Here is a 22,528-nt window from a genome sequence, read left to right as displayed (position 1 = left end):
CCGATGCAAGAAGGATTATAATTAAAAAATCATGAACTGATTGAGGTTAATTAATGAAGAATGAACAGTATATAATGGCGATTGATGAAGGGACCACCTCTGCTCGAGTAATGCTGTTTGACCAGCAAGGAGCACCAGTTGGAAAAGCACAACGAAAAATTAATCAGTCATATCCACATCCTGGTTGGGTAGAGCAGGATCCGATTGAGATATGGAATACGGTGGAAACACTAGTTTCAGAAGTTCTTTTTCAAACGGAAACGCCTCCCTACAAGGTTAGATCGATTGGAATCACGAACCAGCGCGAGACTACGATTGTATGGGATCGGCTTACAGGGAAACCGATTTATCCAGCCATTGTTTGGCAGTCAAAACAAACGGCCGAAATTGCTAAGCACTGGCAACAACCTGAGTTTGCAAATTTAATCCAACAGAAAACGGGGTTGTTGGTGGATGCGTACTTCTCTGCTACAAAGATCCAATGGATTTTACAACAGGTACCAGGAGCTCAATCTCGAGCAGAGCAGGGAGAGCTTTTGTTTGGGACGATTGATACGTGGTTATTATGGAAATTAACTAACGGTCAAGTACATGCAACCGACTACACAAATGCCAGTCGGACGATGCTGTATAACATTCAACAGAAAGCGTGGGATCCAGAACTATTAGAGCTATTTCAGATTCCGGCAGCAATGTTGCCGAAGGTTTATCCCTCTGGTCATTTATATGGTTATACGCAGGACTTTACGCTTATGGGAGTTCAGATTCCCATCGCTGCTCTTGCTGGAGACCAACAAGCATCGCTGTTTGGACAGTTGGCTTTACAACCCGGAATGGCAAAAAACACCTATGGAACCGGGGCCTTCATCATGATGAACCTTGGAAAACAGTGGCGTCTTTCAAATCACGGGCTTTTAACAACGCTAACCTGTAGTCTCGATGATGATGAAGTAGGATATGCTTTTGAGGGTAGCATTTTTTCCGCTGGTTCAGCGATTGAGTGGCTACACCGTCAGCTAAAAATACTTACGGATCCAGCAAAGTCAGCAGAGATCGCTGCTGCGAGTCATAAGTCAACTGACTTATATCTGGTTCCAGCCTTTAACGGATTAGGTGCTCCTTATTGGGATCAACGGGCACAAGCCTCTTTTCTGGGATTAACCGCTCATACGAACCACAGCCAAATGGTTGCGGCTACGATAGAATCGTTAGCGTTTCAAACGCGTGCAGTTCTGGATACCATGGCTCAAGAAACTGGTTTGACACTGCAAAGTTTAGTAGTGGACGGCGGGGTCTCACAGAATGATTATTTATTACAATTTCAGGCAGATTTACTGGGAAAACCAATCAAACGTGCGCCGTTATCTGAAACTACAGCACTCGGAACTGCCTATTTAGCAGGTCTGACGGTCGGATATTGGCGTGATTTAGCCGCCTTACGATCCCAGCAACCGGCTGGAAAAGTTTTCACTCCGCAGATGACGGTTGCTGATAGAGAACATCGCTACGCCGGTTGGCAAGCAGCTGTCACTGCTACTCAAAAATTTAAGGATGATTAATTGTGCAATTACCATCAGCATTTATTTCTAAATATCAAGCTCTTTTGGGGGCAGAAGCAATTCCATTTTTGGATTCCTTCCAAGCACCAGCAGTCCATGGCTTTCGGATTAATCCGCTAAAACCTCCAGCCAACCTTGCGATTGATTTAAGTCACCCAATTCCAACCGTTCCTAATGGTTACTACGGCAAGGTGGCTGGTAAAACTCCTGAACATCAAAGCGGTTACGTCTATAGTCAGGAGCCATCGGCTATGCAAGTAGTCCAGGTTGTGAATCCGCAAGCAGGAGAGCGGGTCTTGGACCTTTGTGCAGCACCTGGGGGCAAGTCCACGCAATTAGCGGGCATGTTAAATAACTCCGGTTTATTAGTTGCTAACGAAATTGATCGTAGTCGGGCCAAAGTTTTAGTTGAAAATTTAGAACGAGCAGGCGTCTGGAACCCGTTGATTTTGAATGAGGATCCGGACAGCTTAGCCCGCCATTTTCCCCGCTACTTTGATAAAATTTTAGTAGATGCTCCCTGTTCTGGGGAGGGAATGTTTCGTAAGAATCCGCAAGCAATGAAGTATTGGTCTCTAGATTATCCAGCAGCATGTGCGGTGCGCCAACGAACTATCTTACCAGCCGCCCTTAAAATGTTAAAACCGGGAGGAGAATTAGTATATTCGACTTGTACGTTTGCTCCTGAAGAAGATGAACAAATAATTGCTTGGCTACTCAAAGAATTCCCCCTTAAAGTAGTTCCCATAACTAAAACAGCTGGGATGGAGGACGGTCGTCCAGCATGGGCAAATCAAAATCCAGCCTTGGCGGATACGGTACGTTTATTTCCGCAAAATTTACCAGGAGATGGTCACTTTATCGCTAAATTACGGTACGAGCCGACCGATACCGCTAGCTCGCTGATAAAAACGCAGCGTAGCAACGTAGCGGGTGAACTACGCAAATGGTGGCAACAGCTTGTATCTACAGAATTTACAGTGGATCCGGCGACGAATTTATTATCATTTGGAAAAACTTTGTACAGTTATCATCCGGATATTCCAGATTTGCAGCAACTCAAAGTGATGCGGCCGGGAACCCCAGTCGCAAATATTAAAAAACAACGTCTTGAACCGGCATACGGGTTAGCTTTGGCATTAAAGCCACAGTCAGTGCAAAAGCGATTAACTTTAACGCGAGCAGAGTGGCAAATCTATGTTCATGGGGATACGCTAAGCGTCGATCCCAAGTTGCCTAAGGGGTGGTATTTGCTTGATTGTCAGGGAATGCCGATTGGATTTGGCAAAGTAGTGCAGGGAACGTTGAAAAATTTCTTTCCGAAGGGACTCCGCTTTCAAATCTAAGCTTGATATGTTCTAAATATTACAAAAAAGCCTTCATCATGGCTGAGCTCATGATGGAGGCTTTTATAATGCACTTAGATTAGGATAAGTTGCGCTGCTGTAAATAGGTAAGGAGTTCGGAACTTAGCACGGCGGGTCGCTGGCGTAATTCTGCAATTGAGTGGACTCCCAACAAAGCAAAGATAGTACGTAATCCAGTGATCCATTCTCGAACTAGTTCAATTGTAGCGTTAACATCGTGATCAATTAAATATGTCAAAAGAGTGCCAGCTACGCCCACGGCATCGGCTCCCAAATATAATGCTTTAACGATCTCTAATGGGTTTGTAATTCCACCAGCGGCAGCAATGTACATATCGGGAACGGCATGGGCTTCGTACAGAGACTCCACGGTAGTGAGTCCCCAGTCGGTCAGGTAGTCAAAGTCCTTTTGTGGGCGGCGAAAATTTTCAATTTGAGCAAAATTAGTACCACCGTGACCACCTAGGTTAAGATATTGGACTCCCAAACTACGCAGGGTCAGCATTGTTTCCTGAGTCATCCCAAAACCAACTTCTTTTAAAATGACTGGAACCGGACTTGCAGCCACGTTTGCTTGCAGGTGCTCAGCCCAATGAAATGATCGATCTCCTTCAGGCATGATTGCCTCTTGAGCAGCGTTTAAGTGAAGCTCCAGCGCATCACCTTGGACCAATTCTAGTGCAGCATGACACTCATCTAGACTAGCCCCAGCACTTAAATTAGCAAAAATAAGCCCGTGTGGATTAACCTTGCGAACAATTGAAAAACTATCTCGAAGGGTAGGGTCTTTTAAAGCAACACTTTCACTTCCAACGGCCATGGCTAACCCAGTCTCAGCGGCAACGTGAGCAAGCTGTTGGTTAAGCTTTTTTGTAAAAGAACTCCCGCCAGTCATCGCTTCAATGTAAAAGGGAAGCTCTAGGGCTAATTTACCAAAAGTAGTTTTTAGTGAAACGTTAGTGAAATCGCTTTCTGGTAGGGCGTTTGGTAACAGGCGAAGTGCTTGAAAGCCGGCCTGTGAAACGTCCGAATGAAATTTTTTGGCAAGTGACACGTGTTCGTCCTTGCGATGAGATTGTCGACTGGTCACAAATTTTCTCCCGTATAATTGTAAATTGCTAAATTAAGTGGATCAATTCCCGCTTTGCGCCAATCAGCCAGCAATGATTGGATGTCGTCATTTTTATTGATGAGAACAATACCACAATCACCACCGCCGGCTCCAGATGTTTTGGCAGCACCACCATAGTGCTCAGCAATTTTAATCATGGTTTGAAGTTTTGGAGTTTCAATGTCGACGTGTTCTGTAGTACTCAGTGACCGGAGCAATTGGCGATTTTCCTTGATATTATTCATGATTAGTTCAAGGTTATTTTGACGAAATCCATTAGTAATTTCATGTACACATTTTTGACTGGCATGGAGAAATTGATGATACTGGCTTTGCGTTCTCCCTTTTTTCAATTCTACTTGGTCAATTAGATGCGAAGTAGATGAAGGGGATCCGGTCCAGCCTACTAAAAAACGAAGTGCTGCTGGGATTTTTAATGGAATAATTTCTAGTTTAGGCCATTCTAGTTTTAGTAAGTCTGGCAGAATTAGCTTGTGACGAAAATTCATAAGCCATTGTCGATCAAACGAACTATAAGAAATTAATCCACCAAATACGCTAGAAGCAACGTCTCCCAGAGAACCATTTCCTTGAACATCTAAATGGGCAATTGCTGCTAACTTGAATAGGTTAACGCGTGACAGATGTAGCTGATATAACTGGCACACGGCCATAATGGTTGCAACGGTCACAGCAGCCGAGGAACCTAAGCCATACTTTTTACCGTTTCCATTATCAAGTTCGCTATTGACATCTAACTGGTATTTTTTCATTGGAAGATGTAGTGCTTCGACATAGTCTTCGGTAACTTTAATGGCCGATAAAATGTATTGAAACGGGTTATCCCGATTATCAACCACCATTTTTGAACCGATACGATCCCAGCGTAGGGTGTGATTTTCATATTGGTGCGAGGTAATCACGCTTGATGTTGTAGCTAGTGCCGGGGTCAATCTAACGGTTACAAATCGATCGATTGCAGCGATGATCGCAGAGTAGCCGGGTTCAACCACAGCATATTCGCCGGCTAGATATAATTTTCCCGAAACTTTTGTTGTAATCAAATTATGCATATCCTTTACTTCAAATATTGAATACCTGGACCAGCCGCTACCACGACATATTGATCCTGGCCAAAAACGCTTGTAAGACGGGCTTTAACTGCAGCTAAATTTGAACGCTGTAGGATGATTTTGAGGTTAGGACCGGCATCGAGCGTGAAATAGACTGGAATTCCTTGCTTGCGAAGCTGTTGAACTAGTTCCATTGCCTGAATCGTCTGTCCATTAAAGTAAGTATAGCTAGGCTGGGCACTGATGGTCAAGGCATGCATGTTCATGGCATTTGCTTCGACAATTTCCCCAAAACTAGTAAAATCTTGGTGGTGAATGGCTCGTTTGATTTGCTTGAGATCAAGCGCAGACTGTTTTACCCAGGCTTGATAATAGGGAGAAGTTTGTTTTGATCTTTCCATACCAATGGTACTAGAAATTTGTTTTTGTTTTTTATCAAATAAGAGGGCGATCACCACCAAATCCCACTGCGGGGATTCAGACAGAGGCATTGCATAAGAGCTATGATCACCAATTCCGTGGCGCCACTCCACTAAGCCACCGTAAATCGAACGGGTCGCCGAACCCGAACCCTTGCGGGCTAAGCGCGATAATTCTTTATTTGACAAATCCATGCCACTGGCGCGACTCGCAGCAGCAGCAAGGGCTGCAAAACCAGAAGCAGATGAAGCTAGCCCAGCCGCAGTGGGAACGTGATTGACGGTTTCTACAAGTGCGTATGCTTGGCAGTTGCTCTGAATTCGGACCAAGTCTAAGAAATTACTAATGCGCCGAGCTTGTTTTTCTGACAGTAACTTTTGATTAAATATAATTTGATCATGCTGCAATTCTGGTTGAAAAGTAACACTGGTTTCCGTATAGAAATGATCAAGCGTTAGCGATAGACTACTGGTCGTAGGGATGGTTAGTTTTGAATTAGCTTTACCCCAATACTTGATTAAGGCAATATTAGTATGGGCCCGGGCGGTTGCTGTTTGATTACTCACGGTCACAATCCTCCTATGGATTTAAATCGGCTAAGTTTTGTTTCCAAGTCTTAACGGCACCGGCTGCGCGAAGTTTAGTAGTTAAATAGTCAGCAGTCTCTTGGTTGTCAGTTAGAGCAAGCAGACAACCACCGAGACCGCTGCCGGTTAATTTGGCTCCTAGAGCACCGTTTTCTAAGGCGGTTTGAACGAGCAGATCCAGTTTTGTAGTGCTAACCGCTAGCTTTTGTAAATCATGATGAGCAGCAGTTAGTAGTTTGCCGGTTTGGTTTAATTGTTGGTGGCGCAGGAGCTCTAATGACTGTTGGACTAGCAAACCTAGATGTTCAATAATTGCTTGCGTTGGTGCTGGATTGGTTTGCATGGCCTTAGTAACTTGAGCAACAGCTACCTTGGTAGCGGAGCTTTGACCGGTATCGGCGATTACTAAGTAGCCGGTCAGTTGGAAATCAATTGTTTGAAATTGATGGTGCTGATATAGGATTGGCTGATTGGCATTTACCGTTTTAGCATCAATGCCACTGGGATTGCCGTGGGTAATTTGTTCTTCAAGATCGGTATATTGACCCAGGTTCTGGGCTGATAAATCAGCAGAAAAAAAAGCATGATAGGCCTTGGTCAGTGCACTTGCAGTGGCAGCGGACGATCCCATACCACGCCCAACGGGAATGTTACTTTCAACCGTAAACTTGAGTGGTTGGTGCTGGGGATTCAATTTATCATCCAACTGCTCTTGTAACTTTAAAAGTCCCTGTAATGCTTCCGGGGCAGCATCCAATGCTCCGGTATAAAAATCACTTTGGAGCGCTGAAGTTTTTGTGGGTGCTGGGCTGATCGTTACAATGGTTTGAATTCCTGGTAGAGGAAAAACCAGCGCTGGTTGTCGATAAACTGCACTGTGTTCCCCTAAGAAAATCACTTTAGCATGACTGGTTCCAACCGCGTATTCTAGCATAATCAATTACTCGCTTTCTAACTATTTCATTTTAGCATAATTAAAATTTGAACGTGATCCCCCACAGGATAATTAACGAATTTTACAAATTTGTAGTAAAATCACGGTAGATGATGTTACGAAAGTTGAGGAAGTATATGGACGCTAATTCAGTTTTTGCGGTGGTAGATCTTGAGACAACTGGCACCAGCATGGCCGGAAAGGCTAGAATTATTCAAGTAAGCGCTAGTTTTGTTCAGCACAATCAAATTGTGGATAGTTACTCCACCTATATTAACGACCATGTTGCAATTCCAACGGAGATCACGGAACTTACAGGGATTTCTGCGCAAACAATTATGGCTGCGCCCAGCTTTGATCAAGTAGCAGCGGAGCTTTATCAAAAATTGCAAGCAACTGTTTTTGTGGCGCACAATGTCAATTTTGATTTTCCTTTTTTAAATCAAGCTTTTGAACGTGCCGGATATCCACCACTCACAATTGAAGCTGTTGATACGGTTACTTTAACGCAAATTTTGTTTCCAACGCTATCTAGTTATCGTTTGCAGGATTTAAGTCGCCATTTTAAAATTGAGCACCGAAAGCCTCATTCTTCTGCTAGTGACGCAGCAGCAACCGCAGCTTTACTGCTAATCCTGATAAAAAAGATTGAGCAGCTTCCGTTGCTAACCTTACAAACGCTGGTCACAATTGGCTTAGTTTTACCCAAACAAACTATGGGTGTCTTTAAGACCGTTTTACAGAAGCGCAGGCAAATTGAGCCGCAAAAATTAGGTAATCAGTGGCTTAACTTAGATGGAATTATTATTCGTAAGCCCCGTCAGCAGCAACAAGCTCTCCGTAAACCACAAATCAAGTTTCCATTGACTAAAAAACAAAAAGAACGATGGTTAACACCTAAATATCAATATCGCGAGTCGCAAGCTGCCATGATGAATTTAATCTACCGTAACTATGCTGATTCAAACAAAACCGCTACCAATTTGTTGCTGGAGGCTCCAACTGGAAGTGGGAAGACGCTTGGCTACTTATTGCCGATGGCATATTTAGCTCAAAAAAATCGGCCAGTTGTCATCAGTACGCCTACGATCTTGTTGCAACAACAGTTGCAGCAAGTAAGTGAATCATTGTCGCAGACTTTTAAATTAAAGGTTAATGTTGCCCTTGTGAAGGGACGACAGCATTATTTGGATTTGAATCGGTTTGCTGACCAATTATTTTTGGATGAGAGTAATCAGCTGACGCAGTTCATTAAGGCGCAGTTGTTAGTCTGGTTAACTGAAACCATGACCGGTGATTTAGATGAATTAAATTTTAATCAAACGGCACCATTCTTAGCACAAATTAATTATCAAACCACTCCAACCGCTCAGCAACAATCGGAAGAACCATATGATTTTCTAACTAGGCAACAACAGGTTTTAGCTCGAGCGGATGTGATTATTACGAACCATTCCTATTTATGTTTACATGCAGAGCGATTGACAAAGGTGTTGCAGACTAAGCCATATTTGGTAATTGATGAAGCACAGCAGTTGCCGGATGCATTTTTGCAGACTAGAAGAGTAACCTTATCCCTAGGAACGGTGAAAAAGCAAGAAAGTAAAATTAAGCATTTAGTTGAAACATCCCACGGCGCTAATTTGATGGGACTGCTCGCAAATGATCCAGATTTAGAACAAACCTTAAGCAAGTGTTTGCAGATAACTAATCAACTAGGAATCAGTTATCAGGAATTGCTAACCTTATTTGCTAAGCAATTTCAAACCAAAAAGGATACAGGTACTTTAGCACAAGCAGTCAATTTACAACATTTTAAAGTACAACATCAAACGGCATGGCAGTCGATCATGCGAGCCACACAGCACTTAAAGCAGGAGTTAGATGTTTTTAACCATAAAATCCAAAATCGTGCTACTCGTTGGCTTCCCGCTGATTATCAACTATTTTTACAATTCAACCAAGAAGTTTCCAATTTAATTGATTTTTTAAACCAAGTTACACAAGTGGTCAAACGATCATCAGTTGCAATGCAAGCTTTTTGGCTAAGCTATCGTCCGAATGCTAGTGCAACACAGTTGCGCCTGGTTACGACCGAGTTTGCCCATGATCAAGAATTGCAAGACGATATCTATCAATATTTTGAACCAGCAGTTTTTACGGGTTCGGTCTTATTCAGTTCTAAAAAAGCGCCGTTCATCTATCGACAACTGGGGCTTGAGCGTTCAAATACTAGAATGAAACGCTTCCAAACCACCTTCAACTTAAAAAAACAACTTAATATCATGGTGGCGCAAAAAATGCCATTACCAGCCAATGAAAATAATCCGGAGTATGTTGCTTATCTGGCTAATTCCATTCAAAAGATCTATCAAACTGCGCCAACCCCGACCCTTGTTTTGTTTAATTCGCAAGCCCTACTTGCAGCAGTGTACCAAAAATTAAATAAGCGCATTCCTGCCCAAATTTTGGCTAGCAATATTTCCGGCAGTCGAGAAAAAATTATGCGTCGCTTTAGTAGCAATCAGCATTCAATTATCCTAGGATCCAGTTCGTTTTGGGAGGGCGTTGATTTTCCTCACAACTATCTCAAATCAGTAATTATTCCCCGGATACCGTTTGCTGCGCCCCAAAATCCATTGATGCAGGCTCATGCCGCCCAGTTAAAGGCAATTCATAAGCAGCCATTTGTGAGCTATTCACTACCACAAGCAATTCTAACCTTAAAGCAAGGAATTGGACGCGTAATTCGTAGTGAAAATGATACAGGGATTGCTACGATATTAGATGATCGCATTCTGACCAAAAAATATGGCAAGCAAATTTCGTCAGCTCTAGATGAACTAGGATCAGTGTCAGTTGGAACCATTGGTGAAATTATTGCGGCACAGCGTTACTTTTTAGCGCATAGCTGACTCAGGTTAAGTCGAGGGTGCTAGCGTTTGCTATAATAAAATGAATTTAAGAAAGCAGGGAGTATGGTATGCGAAAAGAAAGAATCCGACGACGCAAGCTGATTCACGGATTGGAACTAGCCTTATTAATTTTACTGTTATTGATTATAATAACGAGTGTCATCCTACATTTAGCACGGCGGCCATTGACCCAAGCAGAAAAAACGTCACAGGCCGTGGCACAACGTTATGCTAAGATTGACAAAAGTGATCATTTTTTTGCGGTTAATGTGGGGCGTCCCACTTACACAATTGCTGGACGCAACCAGCAAAAACAACCGATTTATGCAATTATGAGTAATAATTGGCACGCTATTCAAATCGTTCGGCAAGCAAGCGGAATCTCTGCCACACAGGCATCACAAATTGCAAGTCATCGAACGGCTGCGACCGTTACGAATTTAGGACTAACTTTAGAGCAGAATAAGCCGGTGTGGCTGGTTTCAACTAGAAACAGGCAGGGGGCACATCAGTATGTCTATATTAACTTCTCTAAGGGAAAAGTTACTAAAGTAATTAAAAATCTTTAGCAAAGAAGGAGGCTAGCATTATGGAGCAAGAATTCGCTCACTATCTAGAGAGCGGTTCCCTAAGTATTTCTGGTTTTTTGTTGACAAATTTCAAACAACTTGGGTTGACTGCTGTGGAACTAGTCTTGGTATTAGAACTGCAATACCAGCGTCAGCAACAGGTCTTTTTCCCAAGTGCAGGAAGTTTGGCGGAAATTACAGGTTTATCTGAACAAACCGTGTATGACGAATTACATCAGTTAGTGTTAAAAAAAATCATTGCAATCACGCGTAAGTATGATCGCGATGAATATAGCTTGCGTCCCTTAAGCAAAAAGATAAGTGAGTTACTCAAGCAACAAGTAGATGTTGATGAAGTGACTACTACCTCAGCACCAGCGACTGAGAATCGCACCAATCAGCGACAAACCACGGTGCAGATGATCAGTAAAGAGTTTGGAAGAATGCTTTCCCCAATTGAACTAGAGACCATTACCAGTTGGTTTGATCAAGATCACTATGGGAATGACTTAATTCAATTGGCTCTGAGGGAGGCCGTCTTAAATCAGGTCTATAATCTGCGGTACATGGATCGAATTTTATTAAATTGGCATAAAGCCAATTTACAAACGGCTGCTCAAGTGGAGCAATATCAACAGCACCGTTCTAATCGAGAAATGAACGCTAACGATGGACAACAACAGCCCCCACAGATTCCATTATTTAAAATTGATAAAAATTAAAAAAGCTCTGTAAATTAACCGAGATGATTTCTCAGAATTTACAGAGCTTTTTAATTACTGATGCTACTGGTTAGGTTGTTGTTGCTGTTGATTTGAATCAGTTTGTGGTTGAGCAGGTTGACTAGGTTGATTTTGCTGGTCTGGTTGTTGATTTGTTTGAGGCTGTTGGTTATTGTTTTGGGTTGGTTGCGATGGCTGATTTTCGCTTGGAGTAGGGGTGTTTTGGGGTTGATCATTATTTATTGGGGTAGGAGTTTGCTCGGTTGGAGTAGCCATCCCATTCGTAGGTTCATTAGTGGTCTGATCTTGTTGTTTATTATCAGCTTGGTTGGGGACGACGGATTGGTTGTCTGCCGCTTGTTGTGACTGACTAGCAGTAGTATTAACCCGTTGGGTCTGATCAGCCCCGTGACCAACAATGTAATACTGAGTTTGCCCATTTTTCTTTGTTTTGACAACGTCGTCAGGTTTTGTCCAGTTTTCATTAGGTTGATTTTCAGATGCTCGTTCCATAACTTGTTTGTAAAATTGTTGGGCAATTTTCGTCTGTGGTTCAGAAAGATAGTGGTCTGGCTCCAGTGGTCGATCAAACCCGGTCCAAATCGAAAGGGAGAGATTTTTGGTATAACCAGTAAACCAAGAATCCATGCTTGCATTTTTAGGAACTTGGTTGAGGTAGTTATCTGGATACTGGGTTGTTCCCGTTTTACCAGCTTGATAGAGACCAGCAATATTTGCTGCTGTTCCAGACCCCTGTGGATCAGTCATGACTCCTTTAAGCATATCGGTAATCATGAAAGCTGTGGCAGGCGACATAGCTCGATGGCTCTTTGCTTTGAACTGCTTACTTTCACCAGTTGGCGTTACGATTTTATTAATTAGGTAAGGTTCGTGATAGGTTCCACCATTTGCAAATGCGGCATAGGCAGCAGCCTCTTGTTCAGAAGAGATGTAGGCTCCAATCCCATTTTGCAAATTGAGTGGTTCTTTGAAAGTCATTCCCAATCCCTTTAAAAATTCAGTGGCGCGTGGAATTCCCACATCCTGAAGGGTCCGGATGGCAGGAATATTTCGTGATTGAACCAGGGCCTGTCTCATGGTAATGGTTCCTTGATGTTTATTATCAAAATCATTCAACTGTTTATCGGTACCAGGGTACGTGAAGGGAGTGTCTTTCATCGATTGATAGGTTGGATATTTAAGATACTCAATTGCAGGACCGTAGTCCATGAGTGGTTTCATAGTTGAACCACTAGAGTGATCTGTTTGAACTGCTCGATTCAGACCAAAGAGAACGTTTTGTTTGCGACTTCCTAACATGGAAACGACTTTTCCATTTTGGGGATTTACCATGGTGGCACCAATTTGGAAATCATTGTTATTAAAAGCCAGCCCGGCATTATCGTCGTTAGCTAGTTGATACATATGTTTTTGGGTATTCATATCTAGATTGGTATAGATTTTATTACCGGCATTGAGGTTGAAGCCCTTGGCGCGCATTTCTTGGGTTACTTGACTAATATATGCATCGGCATACTTTTCGTCTTTTTGAGTTGGAGTTTTATTGACATTGGCTTTGTCAATACCATTTTGGACGTTTTGACGTTTTGCTTGGTTAGCTTGTTTCTGACTAATGGCCTTGTTTTTAACCATTGCATCTAAAACTTGATTACGACGAATTGTTGCGTATTTAGGATTAGTAACAGGGTTATAGGCAACGGGTGCTTGTGGCAAGCCAGCTAGCAGTGCTGTTTGAGCTAAATCTAATTGGTTAAGCGGTTTGTGATAGAGCGTTTGGGAAATGGTTTGCATTCCATAGGAGTTATTTCCCATGTAAACTTTATTGATGTAAAATTCCAAGATTTGTTGTTTGCTGTAGTCCTTGTCGACTTTGACTGCTAGCCAAGCTTCTTGAGCCTTCCGCTTCAAAGTTTGATCAGAGGCTTTAGTTGAAAAAACCGATAACTTAATTAACTGTTGGGTTAGCGTACTGCCACCTTGAAGTCCACCACTACGACCAAAGATATTGCTTACTCCCGCCTCGACAATTCGAATGGGGTCAACTCCTTTGTCCTGGTAAAAGTGGCGATCTTCGACAGAAATAATCGCATTTTTTAGATTTTCTGGGATGTCTTGATGTTTAACATAGTCACGATTTTGCATTCCTAGTCGAGAAATAACTTGCCCATTTCGATCATAGATCGTAGTGGAATTATCACTTGAAAGTGTATGGTAGGAAACGTGAGGAGCCGAAGCAGCGTAATAGGTAAATAGTCCCACGCCCATTAAAAATAGTAAGAAAACAAAGAAAACAATCCACAAAAAAATATGAAGCAATGGTCGAGCCTTGCGCTTGTTTTTTTGTAGACGTGAATAGGTTTCGTCAGAACTCATTTTTTTCTCCTTTGTGAGTGGCAATGATTTTATCAACCGCATCTAAATATGGAATAACTGGATTAAACCGATAGGGAAGTGCATATCCTTTTTGCGTAATTTGTTTTTTGGGAATAGATTTTCGTCCCCCTTGGGATTGTAAATCCCAAGCTGAAAATAGGTCAGGACCGTTGAGCAAAAAAAGTTCATTGCTGGGTTTAAAACTAATTAGGGCAAAGCAGATTCCTCCCAACTGGAAGCAATCTCTTAGATGTTGAATTTGATGTGCATGAAAATTGGCTAGAGGAAACGAAGTCTTGTTAGTAGTTTCTTTAGCGTCAAAATCAATATAGTGCCCCCTGTAGATTCCATTGTAATCGGTTGTTGAGGCTGCTTGAAAATAAGCTTCTCGAATTACCGCTGCACTCCGCTTAGGATAGGATACGTCAACAATCTGTATCGGGGTTGGTTTTTTGTGAATAACGGCTTTATTACGAGCTCGATAATATTGATTACTCTCGTTAACGGCCTGTTCCAACGACATTCCCCGATCAGCGTGACTAATGCTGTCTAGCTGATTGGTGTGGCGCAGACGGGACGGACGAGGGTGATACTGATGTCCATTAGGATAATGAATTGTCACAGTAACCTCCTCAATGAATTTAATTGAATTTGAAGAGCTCTCATTAAATGTAATACAATTATAGCAATATCAACAGTGTAATTAAACTTTTATCCAGGAGATGTTATGAGTAGAGCTTGGATTACTGGCTATCGCAGCTATGAATTAGGGATTTTTAATCCAAAAGATCCTAAAGCTCAAGTGGTGTTCACGGCGTTGCAATCAGCTTTACAACAGTTGCTTGAAGCTGGGTGTACGTGGATTATTACAGGTGCTCAGTTAGGGATAGAGCAATGGACTGTTCAAATTGCTCATCAATTAAAACAACAGTATCCCCAACAATTCGAGATTGGGGTTATCCTTCCTTTTGCCGATTTTGGTACTCAGTGGAATGAAGCAAACCGCGCTCGCTTGCAAGCAACCCTTTCTAGGGCAGACTTCTCTGCTTCAGTTAGTGAACATCCGTATACGAGTCCGCAGCAATTGAAAAATTATCAACAATTCATGCTTAGTCATACCGACCAGGCGTTATTGGTATATGATACTGAACAGTTAGGAAAGCCGGAATATGATTACCGGGCAATTCTACAGTTTCGTGAGCATCAAGTATATCCCTTTCAGATCATTGATTTTGATGATTTAGAAGAAACAGCAGAAAGCTTAAACCCTGATAATGATGACTTGTAAAAAAGGCTGTGTTAGAATATGATAGTTAATAAACGTAGGAGGTGGTATGATGGCTAACATAAATTTCACACCAAAAGACATTCTCCAAAAAGAATTCAAACAAAAGATGCGGGGTTATGATCCGACTGATGTTGATTCATTTTTGGATCAGGTGATTAAAGATTACGAGAGTTTTCAAAACACCATCCAGTCACAAGATCAACAGATTCAACAGCTAACCACCGAAACCCAACAGCTGACAGAGCAATTGCAGGCTAAACCAACCGTTCAGCCGCAGGCGGCTCCACAGCCAAGTTACCAGGAAGCTCCGTTAGGGAATAACGGTACGGCAACAGTTTCTTATGGGAATGCGGATGAAACTAACGTTACTAATATGGATATTTTAAAGCGGTTATCCAATTTGGAACGTCGGGTCTTTGGCGAAAATAATTAGGGTTTAATTGGTGCAGGTCCTGAGTAATCGCGGTTAGCCTACGGGCTGGCTGAGGAAAGTCCACTCTCGCACAAGCTGTGATGCTTGTAGTGTTCGTGCCCGGTGAAAAAATAAGCCGAGGGACTGTTTAACAGTTACGGCGAAAGAGGCAGCTAAGGATTTTTAATCTATGTTGTAGTATTTCCTAAGGTGCTATAGAGACGATTGATTCAAGAAATTGAATCACTGGAACGCAGTAAACCCCGCGAGCGGGAAACCCAAACTTTGGTAGGGGAGCTTTACACACGGAAATCAGAACTAAGTGTAGGGCAAGAATCAATGATTCTTGAGATAGATGATTACTACTCAATTATTGTTCCTGATACTTTAATTGAGCACAAAACATGGCTTACAGGGGCCTGCACCAATCAGGTAGAGTGGGATTTCCCACTCTTTTTTTATAGAAAAAATGAGGATGAAATTATGCAAAAATTTAAATTAATGGCGACTTGTGCTGCTGGATTAGAAGCACTAACAGCGAATGAACTCAAGCAACTGGGCTATCAAGTTCAAACCGAAAATGGACATGTGATGTTTTCAGGCACCATTGTTGACGTAATTAAGGCCAACTTATGGTTGCGAACGGCTGATCGAGTTGAAATTGTTGTGGGATCGTTTAGTGCTACTAGTTTCACAGAGCTCTTTGATAATGTTGAAAAATTACCGTGGGAAACCTTGATTCCCTTGACAGGCGCTTTTCCAGTTGCCGGTCGGTCTCAAAAATCACAACTGCATAGTGTCCCTGATATCCAAGCAATTACTAAGAAAGCAATTGTTGCAAAGTTAAGTAATTATTATGCGCGGCACACCCGTTTGCCAGAAACCGGTGCTACGTATGCAATTGAGACTCGGTTAGTAAAAAATCAAGCGACCGTCTTATTAGATACCACTGGGGACAGTCTCTTCAAGCGTGGCTATCGAGTTGCTAAGGGAGCAGCCCCCCTCAAAGAAAATATGGCAGCGGCGCTGATACTATTAACTAATTGGCAACCAAAGACGATGCCATTTGTCGATCCAATGTGTGGTTCTGGAACGCTTCCAATCGAAGCCGCGCTAATTGCTCGTAATCTTGCCCCTGGTCTTCAACGGTCATTTGCTTGTGAAGCATGGGATTGGGTTAACCCTACGTTAGTTGATCAGCTTCGTGATGAAGCTGATCAACAGGCTGATTATACCAGCGAGTTTCAAATTTTTGCTTCCGATGTAAATGGAGAAATGATTAATTATGCGAAAGTTAATGCCCAAGAGATTGGGTTGCTGCATGATATCCACTTCAAACAACTTGCGGTGCAAGATTTCCATACGGATTTACATCACGGAGTAGTTGTCTCCAACCCGCCTTACGGACAACGGCTAGGTGATCAACAACAGGCAGTTTCCTTGTATCACGATCTAGGAAAAGTGTTTATTCCGTTGACCACTTGGTCGAAGTACTTTTTAACCAGTGATTTAAATTTTGAAACGGAATACGGGATGCCGGCGACTAAACGACGAAAATTATATAATGGTCGGATTCGAACTGACTATTTCCAATTCTGGGGAAAACGAAATGAGAGTGGGGATTAAATGACCACCAAAATTGCAATTGTTGGGGCGGGAATCGTTGGAACAACAGCTGCTTACTATTTAAAACAGAATAATCCAGCTAACGAAATCACTATCTTTGATGCTGGCACAGGGCAGGCGACTAAGGCAGCAGCTGGGATCATTTCACCATGGTTATCAAAAAGAAGAAATCAACGTTGGTATCATTTAGCTCGAGCGGGTGCTGTTGAATTGGCTCGTCTTAGTCAGGAGTTGCAGCTGCCCCTTACTTGCTACCAAAATTGTGGAACCATCATTACTAGATCAGCACCACAAAAATTGGATGAGCTGTATGAACTTGCACTGCAACGTCGGCACCAAGCTCCTCAAATCGGAAAAATTACGCAGCTTTCCCAAACAGAAATCCATCGGCAACTACCATTTTTGCAAGCAGTTCCCGCTCCTGGGATTTTGATTAGCGGTGGCAGTCGGCTGGATGGAGCTCTTTTTTGTAAATTATTATTAGAAAAATTACGAGCTCAGCAGGTTGAATACCGCAAAGGTACGGCTACTCTGTTGTCCGAGCAACAACTATTGTTTAAGCAGCAGGTTTGTTCATTTGACGTTATTATTCTAGCAACTGGAGCATGGACAGCTCAGGTGCTGGAACCATTAGGAATTAAGCTCAAAGTTCATCCGCAAAAGGGTCAGCTCTTGGAGTTGCAATTACCACATTGGAGTGCTGTAAGCAGCCCAGTACTTATGCCAGAAGCAGAATTTGATCTGATTCCTGTAGAAAATGGGCGAGTTTTAGTGGGAGCAACCCATGAAGATCATGGTGAGTTTAATTTACAACCTACTACAGCAGCTCGTGCTAAACTACTTAGGGTAGCAACTCCCTGGTTAGGAAAGATTGACCCTCTGAAGGTAAAAAACCAACGGGTTGGGACGCGTGCCTACCTGCCAGATTTTGCTCCGTGTGTTGGTAAGGTTCCACGTCATGAAAAAGTTTTAATTGGCACTGGTTTGGGTTCTTCAGGTTTAACAACCGGACCGATGGTGGGTAAATTATTAGCCGACTTGGTAGCTAACCCCGACTTGGAGCTGGGTTATTACAGCCAACCAGTTGCGAACTACCTTTGATCCACTTGATGTAGCGCTTGTTGAGCTAATTCATGAGCACCATGATTATGTGAATCTGGCAACCAGTTATTAAATACCAACTTAAATTCAGTTTGTAGGGCGATGATTTGATCGACCTGTGGCTGATAGTGCTTGGCATAGTGCTTGGTGATGCTTTCTGCAACCAGTCGACTATCGGTGTAATAAGTTACGATAGCTGAGCTGCGTTCTGATGTAGTTAGCTTTTGTTTTAAGCTTGTAAAAGCAAATATACAAGCCTGAAATTCTGCGGTATGATTGCTGGTAGCAATGAAGGATGTCTTTAATTGTTTTTGCTGATGCTGAGAAACGATTATCACGCCGCCAGCTCCTTGCTGGTTACGTGGTTGGTATGCTCCGTCAGAATATAACTTAAAATACATATTAAAAACTCCAATCAAAATTAAGGTGGATTAGATTATTATGGTAACGCAAAAGAGAAAGTTTTTATATCAGCCACAACTATTAACTAGCTGTATCTACTGGAGTTGGACTTTGATAGTATTATTTGTGGGAATCATCATTTGGTTAGAGATCACTCACTTTCAAAATATCACTCTGGCATTTTTGGGATTGTTTTTATTATTATGCTGGCTACAGATTTATTTTCGTAGAATTTACATCACTAAAGATGAGATTGAAATCCATCGGGTTTTGAATCCCTTTGGAAAAAAGATTAAAATTAGTGGTATTCATCATGTTTCTGCTAAACGAAATACGGTCCGGTTTGAAACCGACAAAAAAACCTATACCTTGTTGTTACCAACTAATTCTGTAATTGAGTTTACTGAATTAATTGGTCGTAAATAGTTAAAAGGAAGGGCGTAGCAATGAAAACAGATGCTGAAATATCTCAAGAAGCTCGCTTAGAGCCGATTAGTAAGATCGCAGCAAAACTAAATATTCCTTCATCCGCCCAGTCTGCTTATGGAAATCAGATTGCAAAGATCAGTAATCAAGTTCCTGATCAAGAGACAAAACAAAAATTAGTCCTGGTGACGGCCACCAATCCAACTAAGGCTGGAGAGGGCAAGTCGACCGTATTAATTGGACTGGGTGATGCGCTCACAAAGCTAGGACAGCGGACGGCTATTGCTATTCGTGAACCTTCCATGGGACCGGTTTTCGGCATGAAGGGCGGGGCTGCTGGCGGTGGTTATTCCCAAATTGAACCCATGATTGAAATTAACCTTAATTTTACGGGTGATTTACATGCCATTACAGAGGCTCACAATACACTGGCAGCCTTGATCGATAACTCTATTTTTCATGGCAACCCGCTCAATCTTGATCCCGATAACATTGTCTGGAATCGAGTAGAGGATGTTAATGATCGAGGATTACGTCGAATTCAGCTGCAACGAGGAAAACTGCGTGAGCAGCAACCCGCTAACAGCTCTTTTAGTATTACAGCTGCAAGTGAAATCATGGCAATTTTGTGTCTAGCTGCTAATTTAGCGGACTTAAAGCATCGGCTAGGACAGATTTTGATTGGGTATAATCAAAAGCACGAACCAGTTCTAGTTAGCGATCTTGGGGTTCAAGATGCATTAACCATTATTTTAAAAGATGCGTTGCAACCAAACTTAGTTCAAACGCTAGCAGGAACGCCAGCAATCGTTCATGGGGGGCCGTTTGCCAATATTGCGATGGGATGCAATAGTATTTTGGCAACGAAGTTAGGGCTTAAAACTGCTGACTATACTCTAACAGAAGCCGGCTTTGGAGCTGATTTAGGCGGACAGAAGTTCATGGATCTAGTCACGCCACAATTACAAAAGACCCCCGATGCGGTGGTAGTGGTAGCATCTGTTCGTTCCCTGAAACTAAATGGGAATCAAGCAGAATCTACTTTGGATCAAGAAAATATGCCGGCGTTGCGACAAGGGGTTGCAAACTTAGATCGGCATGTACAGGCGATGGAAGCTTATGGAAAACCAGTTATCGTGGCCATTAATCAATTTTCCAGCGACACGGATGCAGAGCTTGCTCTACTTGAACAGCATTTACAAAAACGTCATGTTCCCCACGCACTTACTACTACTTTTCAAAATGGAGGTGCGGGGGCCCTTGAATTAGGCAAACTGGTTCAAAAAGCCTGCGATCAAACTGCAGATTTTCATCGAACCTACAAGCCACAAGACTCATTAGAACTTAAATTAACCAAAATTGCGCAACGAAGTTACGGGGCAAGAAAGGTAACTTTTAGCGAAAGCGCTCACTCGCAGTTAATTGATATTAAACAACGAGGATGGGATAAATTACCTGTCTGCATCTCTAAAACACAGTATTCTTTAACCGATGATCCCCAAAAAATGGGGGCTCCAACTGGTTTTGAGATTCATATTACCAAGCTAGAACCTAAATTAGGCGCTGGATTCATTGTTGCACAAGCAGGTAAGATCATTACCATGCCCGGCTTACCGACCATGCCGGCCGCTAGTAACATGAAAATAACTGATCAAGGGGAAATTAGTGGATTATTCTAAACAAAAATTAGTTAAGTACGGGATTACTCTGGACAGTAGTCTTATTTTGCTAGGAATTGATCAGTTACTGAAGGGATTTGTAACACAATCAATTCCACTTGGAACGAGTCGATCGTTTCTTCCACCAATCTTATCGCTAACTAATCTAGCTAACACAGGGGCTGCATGGAGTTTTTTAAGTGGGCATTCCTGGGTTTTTACGTTACTAGCCGCGATTGCTTTAGTATTGTTTAGCTATTTTCTAATTACTAATCGGAATAATGCTTGGCTCTTTTGGGGGCTAAGTTTAATGTTAACTGGGACGGTTGGAAATCTTCTTGATCGATTGGTAAATGGCTTTGTGACCGATATGTTAAAACTGGAAATTTTCAACTTTCCAATTTTTAATTTAGCCGATTGTTATTTAACGCTTGGAGTTTTGTTAATTATGATCGGGATATTACGAGGAGAAGAGTAATGGACCATCGGGAAATGAAAGTTCCAGCTCAAACAGACCGCTTAGATAAACTGGTGGCGGCTGAATTTTCGGATCTAAGTCGTTCACGCGTGCAACAATTAATTGCAACGGGAGCAATTACGGTTAGTGAACAGTCACATAAAGCAAATTACCAACCCAAGCCCGGGGCAACGATTTCAATTGAGATCCCAACCCCAGAACCAATCGATGTTCAACCAGAACCGTTGCCACTTGCAATTGTTTACGAAGATGATCAAGTACTAGTAGTGGATAAGCCCCAAGGAATGGTTGTGCATCCGGCACCAGGGCATCCCAACCATACTTTGGTTAATGCAATCTTGTATCATACAAAATTACCTGGAATTAACGGTGGAATTCGACCAGGAATCGTACATCGGATTGATAAAGATACCTCTGGATTACTGATGGTTGCTAAAACCAAACAAGCGCAAGAGTCACTTTCTCAGCAGTTGCAAGCAAAAACCAATCGCAGAAAATATCTAGCACTTGTACATGGCAATCTCAAACAACCGAAGGGAACAATTGATGCACCATTAGGACGTTCCCATACAGATCGCAAAAAGCAAGCGGTGGTTACCGGAGGACGTCCAGCAGTCACTCACTTTCGGGTATTGGAGCACTTTGGTTCTGATTACACGCTAATCGAATGCCAACTAGAAACAGGAAGAACTCATCAAATAAGAGTACATTTACAGTTTATTCAGCATCCAGTAGTTGGGGATCCGGTTTATGGACCACGTAAGACAATTAGTGGTCATGGACAATTTCTGCATGCTTGCGAGTTAGGTTTTAAGCACCCCGTCACAGGCGAAGAACTAGATTTTACCAGTCCGGTACCACCAATTTTCAAAAAAACACTAACAACCCTCAGAATGCGCTACCAGCAATAAATAAGGAGATTATTATGCAAGATGAAAAAGTAGTTTTGGATAGTATGTCAATGCAACGAGCTCTAACTAGAATTACCTATGAAATTATTGAAAAAAATAAAGGTGTTGGTAATTTGATTCTAATTGGGATTAAAACCCGTGGAGTTTACCTAGCAGATCGAATTGCTAATCGACTCAAAAAATTAGAAAATACAGACGTCCCCGTGATTAAATTGGATATTACAAAATATCGTGATGATCAGCAATCAGTTGGTAAAGTTGGCAATGTCGCTGAAAATACCGTTGATATTACAAATAAGAATGTGATTTTGGTTGATGACGTTTTATACACGGGGAGAACTGTCCGAGCAGCCCTAGCAGCTATCAATGAGATTGGACGACCAAAACGAATTAACTTAGCAGTGTTAGTAGATCGTGGTCATCGTGAACTTCCAATCCGGGCAGATTTTGTCGGGAAAAATATTCCTAGTTCAAAACAAGAAACCATTAAGGTCTTGGTCTCAGAAATTGATAATCGTGATGGAGTTGAAATTAAACAACCGTAGTTGCAAGGATTGTGATCAGGTGAGGTGCTA

General features: G+C 42.3%; 21 protein-coding genes and 1 other RNA gene. 15 read left to right on the top strand and 7 right to left on the bottom strand.

What is annotated here, in order from left to right; translation table 11 throughout:
- Positions 1-53 precede the first annotated feature (53 nt).
- Together glpK and FC87_RS02110 are read left to right on the top strand one after the other, a co-directional pair.
- Entirely contained in the window at positions 54-1,559 is a 1,506-nt protein-coding gene (gene glpK, locus FC87_RS02115) for a glycerol kinase GlpK (protein ID WP_056961476.1), read from the top strand.
- 2 nt (positions 1,560-1,561) lie between these two features.
- Positions 1,562-2,905 carry an RsmB/NOP family class I SAM-dependent RNA methyltransferase gene (locus tag FC87_RS02110; protein ID WP_056961474.1) on the top strand — a complete coding sequence of 448 codons (1,344 nt, stop codon included), beginning with the start codon at positions 1,562-1,564 and terminating at the stop codon, positions 2,903-2,905.
- 79 nt (positions 2,906-2,984) lie between these two features.
- Here the strand turns inward: FC87_RS02110 and fni are convergent, their stop codons facing one another.
- Genes fni through mvk form a run of 4 tightly spaced genes read right to left on the bottom strand, consistent with a single transcriptional unit; the run spans position 2,985 to position 7,051 of the window.
- Complete coding sequence (gene fni / locus FC87_RS02105) at positions 2,985-4,016, bottom strand: type 2 isopentenyl-diphosphate Delta-isomerase (RefSeq protein ID WP_056961472.1); 1,032 nt, start codon at positions 4,014-4,016, stop codon at positions 2,985-2,987.
- Entirely contained in the window at positions 4,013-5,101 is a 1,089-nt protein-coding gene (locus FC87_RS02100) for a phosphomevalonate kinase (RefSeq protein WP_056961559.1), read from the bottom strand. The genes fni and FC87_RS02100 overlap by 4 nt, the downstream gene beginning before the upstream one ends.
- Before the next feature lie 14 nt (positions 5,102-5,115).
- Positions 5,116-6,096: a diphosphomevalonate decarboxylase gene (mvaD, locus tag FC87_RS02095; RefSeq protein ID WP_082619196.1), complete on the bottom strand. Its 981-nt coding sequence runs from the start codon at positions 6,094-6,096 to the stop codon at positions 5,116-5,118.
- A gap of 13 nt (positions 6,097-6,109) precedes the next feature.
- The gene (mvk, locus tag FC87_RS02090; RefSeq protein WP_056961468.1) at positions 6,110-7,051 is read right to left on the bottom strand and encodes a mevalonate kinase; all 942 of its coding nucleotides are present in this window, start codon (positions 7,049-7,051) and stop codon (positions 6,110-6,112) included.
- A 137-nt stretch (positions 7,052-7,188) separates the two neighbouring features.
- Here mvk and FC87_RS02085 point away from each other — a divergent pair, with 137 nt between their 5' ends.
- The 3 genes from FC87_RS02085 to FC87_RS02075 all read left to right on the top strand — a co-directional run bounded on the left by FC87_RS02085 (position 7,189) and on the right by FC87_RS02075 (position 11,257).
- Positions 7,189-9,966 (top strand): helicase C-terminal domain-containing protein, encoded by a 2,778-nt coding sequence (locus tag FC87_RS02085; protein WP_056961466.1) that lies wholly within the window; start codon positions 7,189-7,191, stop codon positions 9,964-9,966.
- A 68-nt stretch (positions 9,967-10,034) separates the two neighbouring features.
- Complete coding sequence (locus tag FC87_RS02080; protein WP_056961464.1) at positions 10,035-10,535, top strand: PepSY domain-containing protein; 501 nt, start codon at positions 10,035-10,037, stop codon at positions 10,533-10,535.
- A gap of 20 nt (positions 10,536-10,555) precedes the next feature.
- A complete protein-coding gene (locus FC87_RS02075) occupies positions 10,556-11,257 on the top strand; it encodes a DnaD domain-containing protein (RefSeq protein ID WP_056961462.1) in 702 nt (233 codons plus the stop codon).
- 63 nt (positions 11,258-11,320) lie between these two features.
- Here the strand turns inward: FC87_RS02075 and FC87_RS02070 are convergent, their stop codons facing one another.
- Both FC87_RS02070 and recU read right to left on the bottom strand, forming a co-directional pair.
- On the bottom strand, positions 11,321-13,651 hold the full coding sequence (locus tag FC87_RS02070; protein WP_056961460.1) for a transglycosylase domain-containing protein: 2,331 nt from the start codon (positions 13,649-13,651) through the stop codon (positions 11,321-11,323).
- Positions 13,641-14,273, bottom strand: coding sequence for a Holliday junction resolvase RecU (gene recU, locus FC87_RS02065; RefSeq protein WP_056961457.1), 633 nt, complete (start codon positions 14,271-14,273; stop codon positions 13,641-13,643). Before recU ends, FC87_RS02070 begins: the two co-directional genes overlap by 11 nt.
- A 105-nt stretch (positions 14,274-14,378) precedes the next feature.
- Here recU and FC87_RS02060 point away from each other — a divergent pair, with 105 nt between their 5' ends.
- From FC87_RS02060 to FC87_RS02045, 5 genes are all read left to right on the top strand, one after another.
- Positions 14,379-14,939 (top strand): SLOG family protein, encoded by a 561-nt coding sequence (locus FC87_RS02060; RefSeq protein WP_054689653.1) that lies wholly within the window; start codon positions 14,379-14,381, stop codon positions 14,937-14,939.
- Positions 14,940-14,988: 49 nt separating this feature from the next.
- Positions 14,989-15,372 carry a cell division regulator GpsB gene (locus FC87_RS02055; RefSeq protein WP_035421648.1) on the top strand — a complete coding sequence of 128 codons (384 nt, stop codon included), beginning with the start codon at positions 14,989-14,991 and terminating at the stop codon, positions 15,370-15,372.
- A 15-nt stretch (positions 15,373-15,387) separates the two neighbouring features.
- An RNA gene (gene rnpB, locus FC87_RS06790) (RNase P RNA component class B) lies at positions 15,388-15,768 on the top strand.
- Between the two features lie 66 nt (positions 15,769-15,834).
- Complete coding sequence (locus FC87_RS02050) at positions 15,835-16,977, top strand: THUMP domain-containing class I SAM-dependent RNA methyltransferase (protein ID WP_054689657.1); 1,143 nt, start codon at positions 15,835-15,837, stop codon at positions 16,975-16,977.
- Positions 16,978-18,078 (top strand): NAD(P)/FAD-dependent oxidoreductase, encoded by a 1,101-nt coding sequence (locus tag FC87_RS02045; protein ID WP_056961455.1) that lies wholly within the window; start codon positions 16,978-16,980, stop codon positions 18,076-18,078.
- Here the strand turns inward: FC87_RS02045 and FC87_RS02040 are convergent.
- Positions 18,069-18,479 (bottom strand): ribonuclease HI family protein, encoded by a 411-nt coding sequence (locus FC87_RS02040; RefSeq protein ID WP_054689666.1) that lies wholly within the window; start codon positions 18,477-18,479, stop codon positions 18,069-18,071. The genes FC87_RS02045 and FC87_RS02040 overlap by 10 nt on opposite strands.
- 40 nt (positions 18,480-18,519) lie before the next feature.
- Between FC87_RS02040 and FC87_RS02035 the strand changes: the two genes are divergently transcribed.
- From FC87_RS02035 to pyrR, 5 genes are read left to right on the top strand one after another with little or no spacing between them, the layout of a single operon-like run.
- Complete coding sequence (locus FC87_RS02035; RefSeq protein WP_054689668.1) at positions 18,520-18,906, top strand: EbsA family protein; 387 nt, start codon at positions 18,520-18,522, stop codon at positions 18,904-18,906.
- A gap of 20 nt (positions 18,907-18,926) precedes the next feature.
- A complete protein-coding gene (locus tag FC87_RS02030; protein WP_054689673.1) occupies positions 18,927-20,585 on the top strand; it encodes a formate--tetrahydrofolate ligase in 1,659 nt (552 codons plus the stop codon).
- Positions 20,572-21,042 carry a signal peptidase II gene (lspA, locus tag FC87_RS02025; RefSeq protein ID WP_082619194.1) on the top strand — a complete coding sequence of 157 codons (471 nt, stop codon included), beginning with the start codon at positions 20,572-20,574 and terminating at the stop codon, positions 21,040-21,042. Before FC87_RS02030 ends, lspA begins: the two co-directional genes overlap by 14 nt.
- Complete coding sequence (locus FC87_RS02020) at positions 21,042-21,953, top strand: RluA family pseudouridine synthase (RefSeq protein ID WP_054689681.1); 912 nt, start codon at positions 21,042-21,044, stop codon at positions 21,951-21,953. The genes lspA and FC87_RS02020 overlap by 1 nt, the downstream gene beginning before the upstream one ends.
- A gap of 14 nt (positions 21,954-21,967) precedes the next feature.
- Positions 21,968-22,498, top strand: coding sequence for a bifunctional pyr operon transcriptional regulator/uracil phosphoribosyltransferase PyrR (gene pyrR, locus FC87_RS02015; protein ID WP_056961453.1), 531 nt, complete (start codon positions 21,968-21,970; stop codon positions 22,496-22,498).
- The last annotated feature ends 30 nt before the right edge of the window (positions 22,499-22,528 follow it).

This window comes from Fructilactobacillus florum DSM 22689 = JCM 16035, from assembly GCF_001436645.1.
GTDB classification, from domain to species: domain Bacteria; phylum Bacillota; class Bacilli; order Lactobacillales; family Lactobacillaceae; genus Fructilactobacillus; species Fructilactobacillus florum.
Note: the sequence above shows the minus strand (reverse complement) of the source record. Positions and strands in the feature narration are given on the sequence as shown.

Excerpts from the sequence above, each read along its gene's own strand:
- glpK (WP_056961476.1), top strand. The coding sequence starts at position 54 with ATGAAGAATGAACAGTATATAATGGCGATTGATGAAGGGACCACCTCT.
- mvk (WP_056961468.1), bottom strand. The coding sequence starts at position 7,051 with ATGCTAGAATACGCGGTTGGAACCAGTCATGCTAAAGTGATTTTCTTA.
- FC87_RS02085 (WP_056961466.1), top strand. The coding sequence starts at position 7,189 with ATGGACGCTAATTCAGTTTTTGCGGTGGTAGATCTTGAGACAACTGGC.
- FC87_RS02080 (WP_056961464.1), top strand. The coding sequence starts at position 10,035 with ATGCGAAAAGAAAGAATCCGACGACGCAAGCTGATTCACGGATTGGAA.
- FC87_RS02075 (WP_056961462.1), top strand. The coding sequence starts at position 10,556 with ATGGAGCAAGAATTCGCTCACTATCTAGAGAGCGGTTCCCTAAGTATT.
- FC87_RS02070 (WP_056961460.1), bottom strand. The coding sequence starts at position 13,651 with ATGAGTTCTGACGAAACCTATTCACGTCTACAAAAAAACAAGCGCAAG.
- FC87_RS02060 (WP_054689653.1), top strand. The coding sequence starts at position 14,379 with ATGAGTAGAGCTTGGATTACTGGCTATCGCAGCTATGAATTAGGGATT.
- FC87_RS02055 (WP_035421648.1), top strand. The coding sequence starts at position 14,989 with ATGGCTAACATAAATTTCACACCAAAAGACATTCTCCAAAAAGAATTC.
- FC87_RS02050 (WP_054689657.1), top strand. The coding sequence starts at position 15,835 with ATGCAAAAATTTAAATTAATGGCGACTTGTGCTGCTGGATTAGAAGCA.
- FC87_RS02045 (WP_056961455.1), top strand. The coding sequence starts at position 16,978 with ATGACCACCAAAATTGCAATTGTTGGGGCGGGAATCGTTGGAACAACA.
- FC87_RS02040 (WP_054689666.1), bottom strand. The coding sequence starts at position 18,479 with ATGTATTTTAAGTTATATTCTGACGGAGCATACCAACCACGTAACCAG.
- FC87_RS02035 (WP_054689668.1), top strand. The coding sequence starts at position 18,520 with ATGGTAACGCAAAAGAGAAAGTTTTTATATCAGCCACAACTATTAACT.
- FC87_RS02030 (WP_054689673.1), top strand. The coding sequence starts at position 18,927 with ATGAAAACAGATGCTGAAATATCTCAAGAAGCTCGCTTAGAGCCGATT.
- FC87_RS02020 (WP_054689681.1), top strand. The coding sequence starts at position 21,042 with ATGGACCATCGGGAAATGAAAGTTCCAGCTCAAACAGACCGCTTAGAT.
- pyrR (WP_056961453.1), top strand. The coding sequence starts at position 21,968 with ATGCAAGATGAAAAAGTAGTTTTGGATAGTATGTCAATGCAACGAGCT.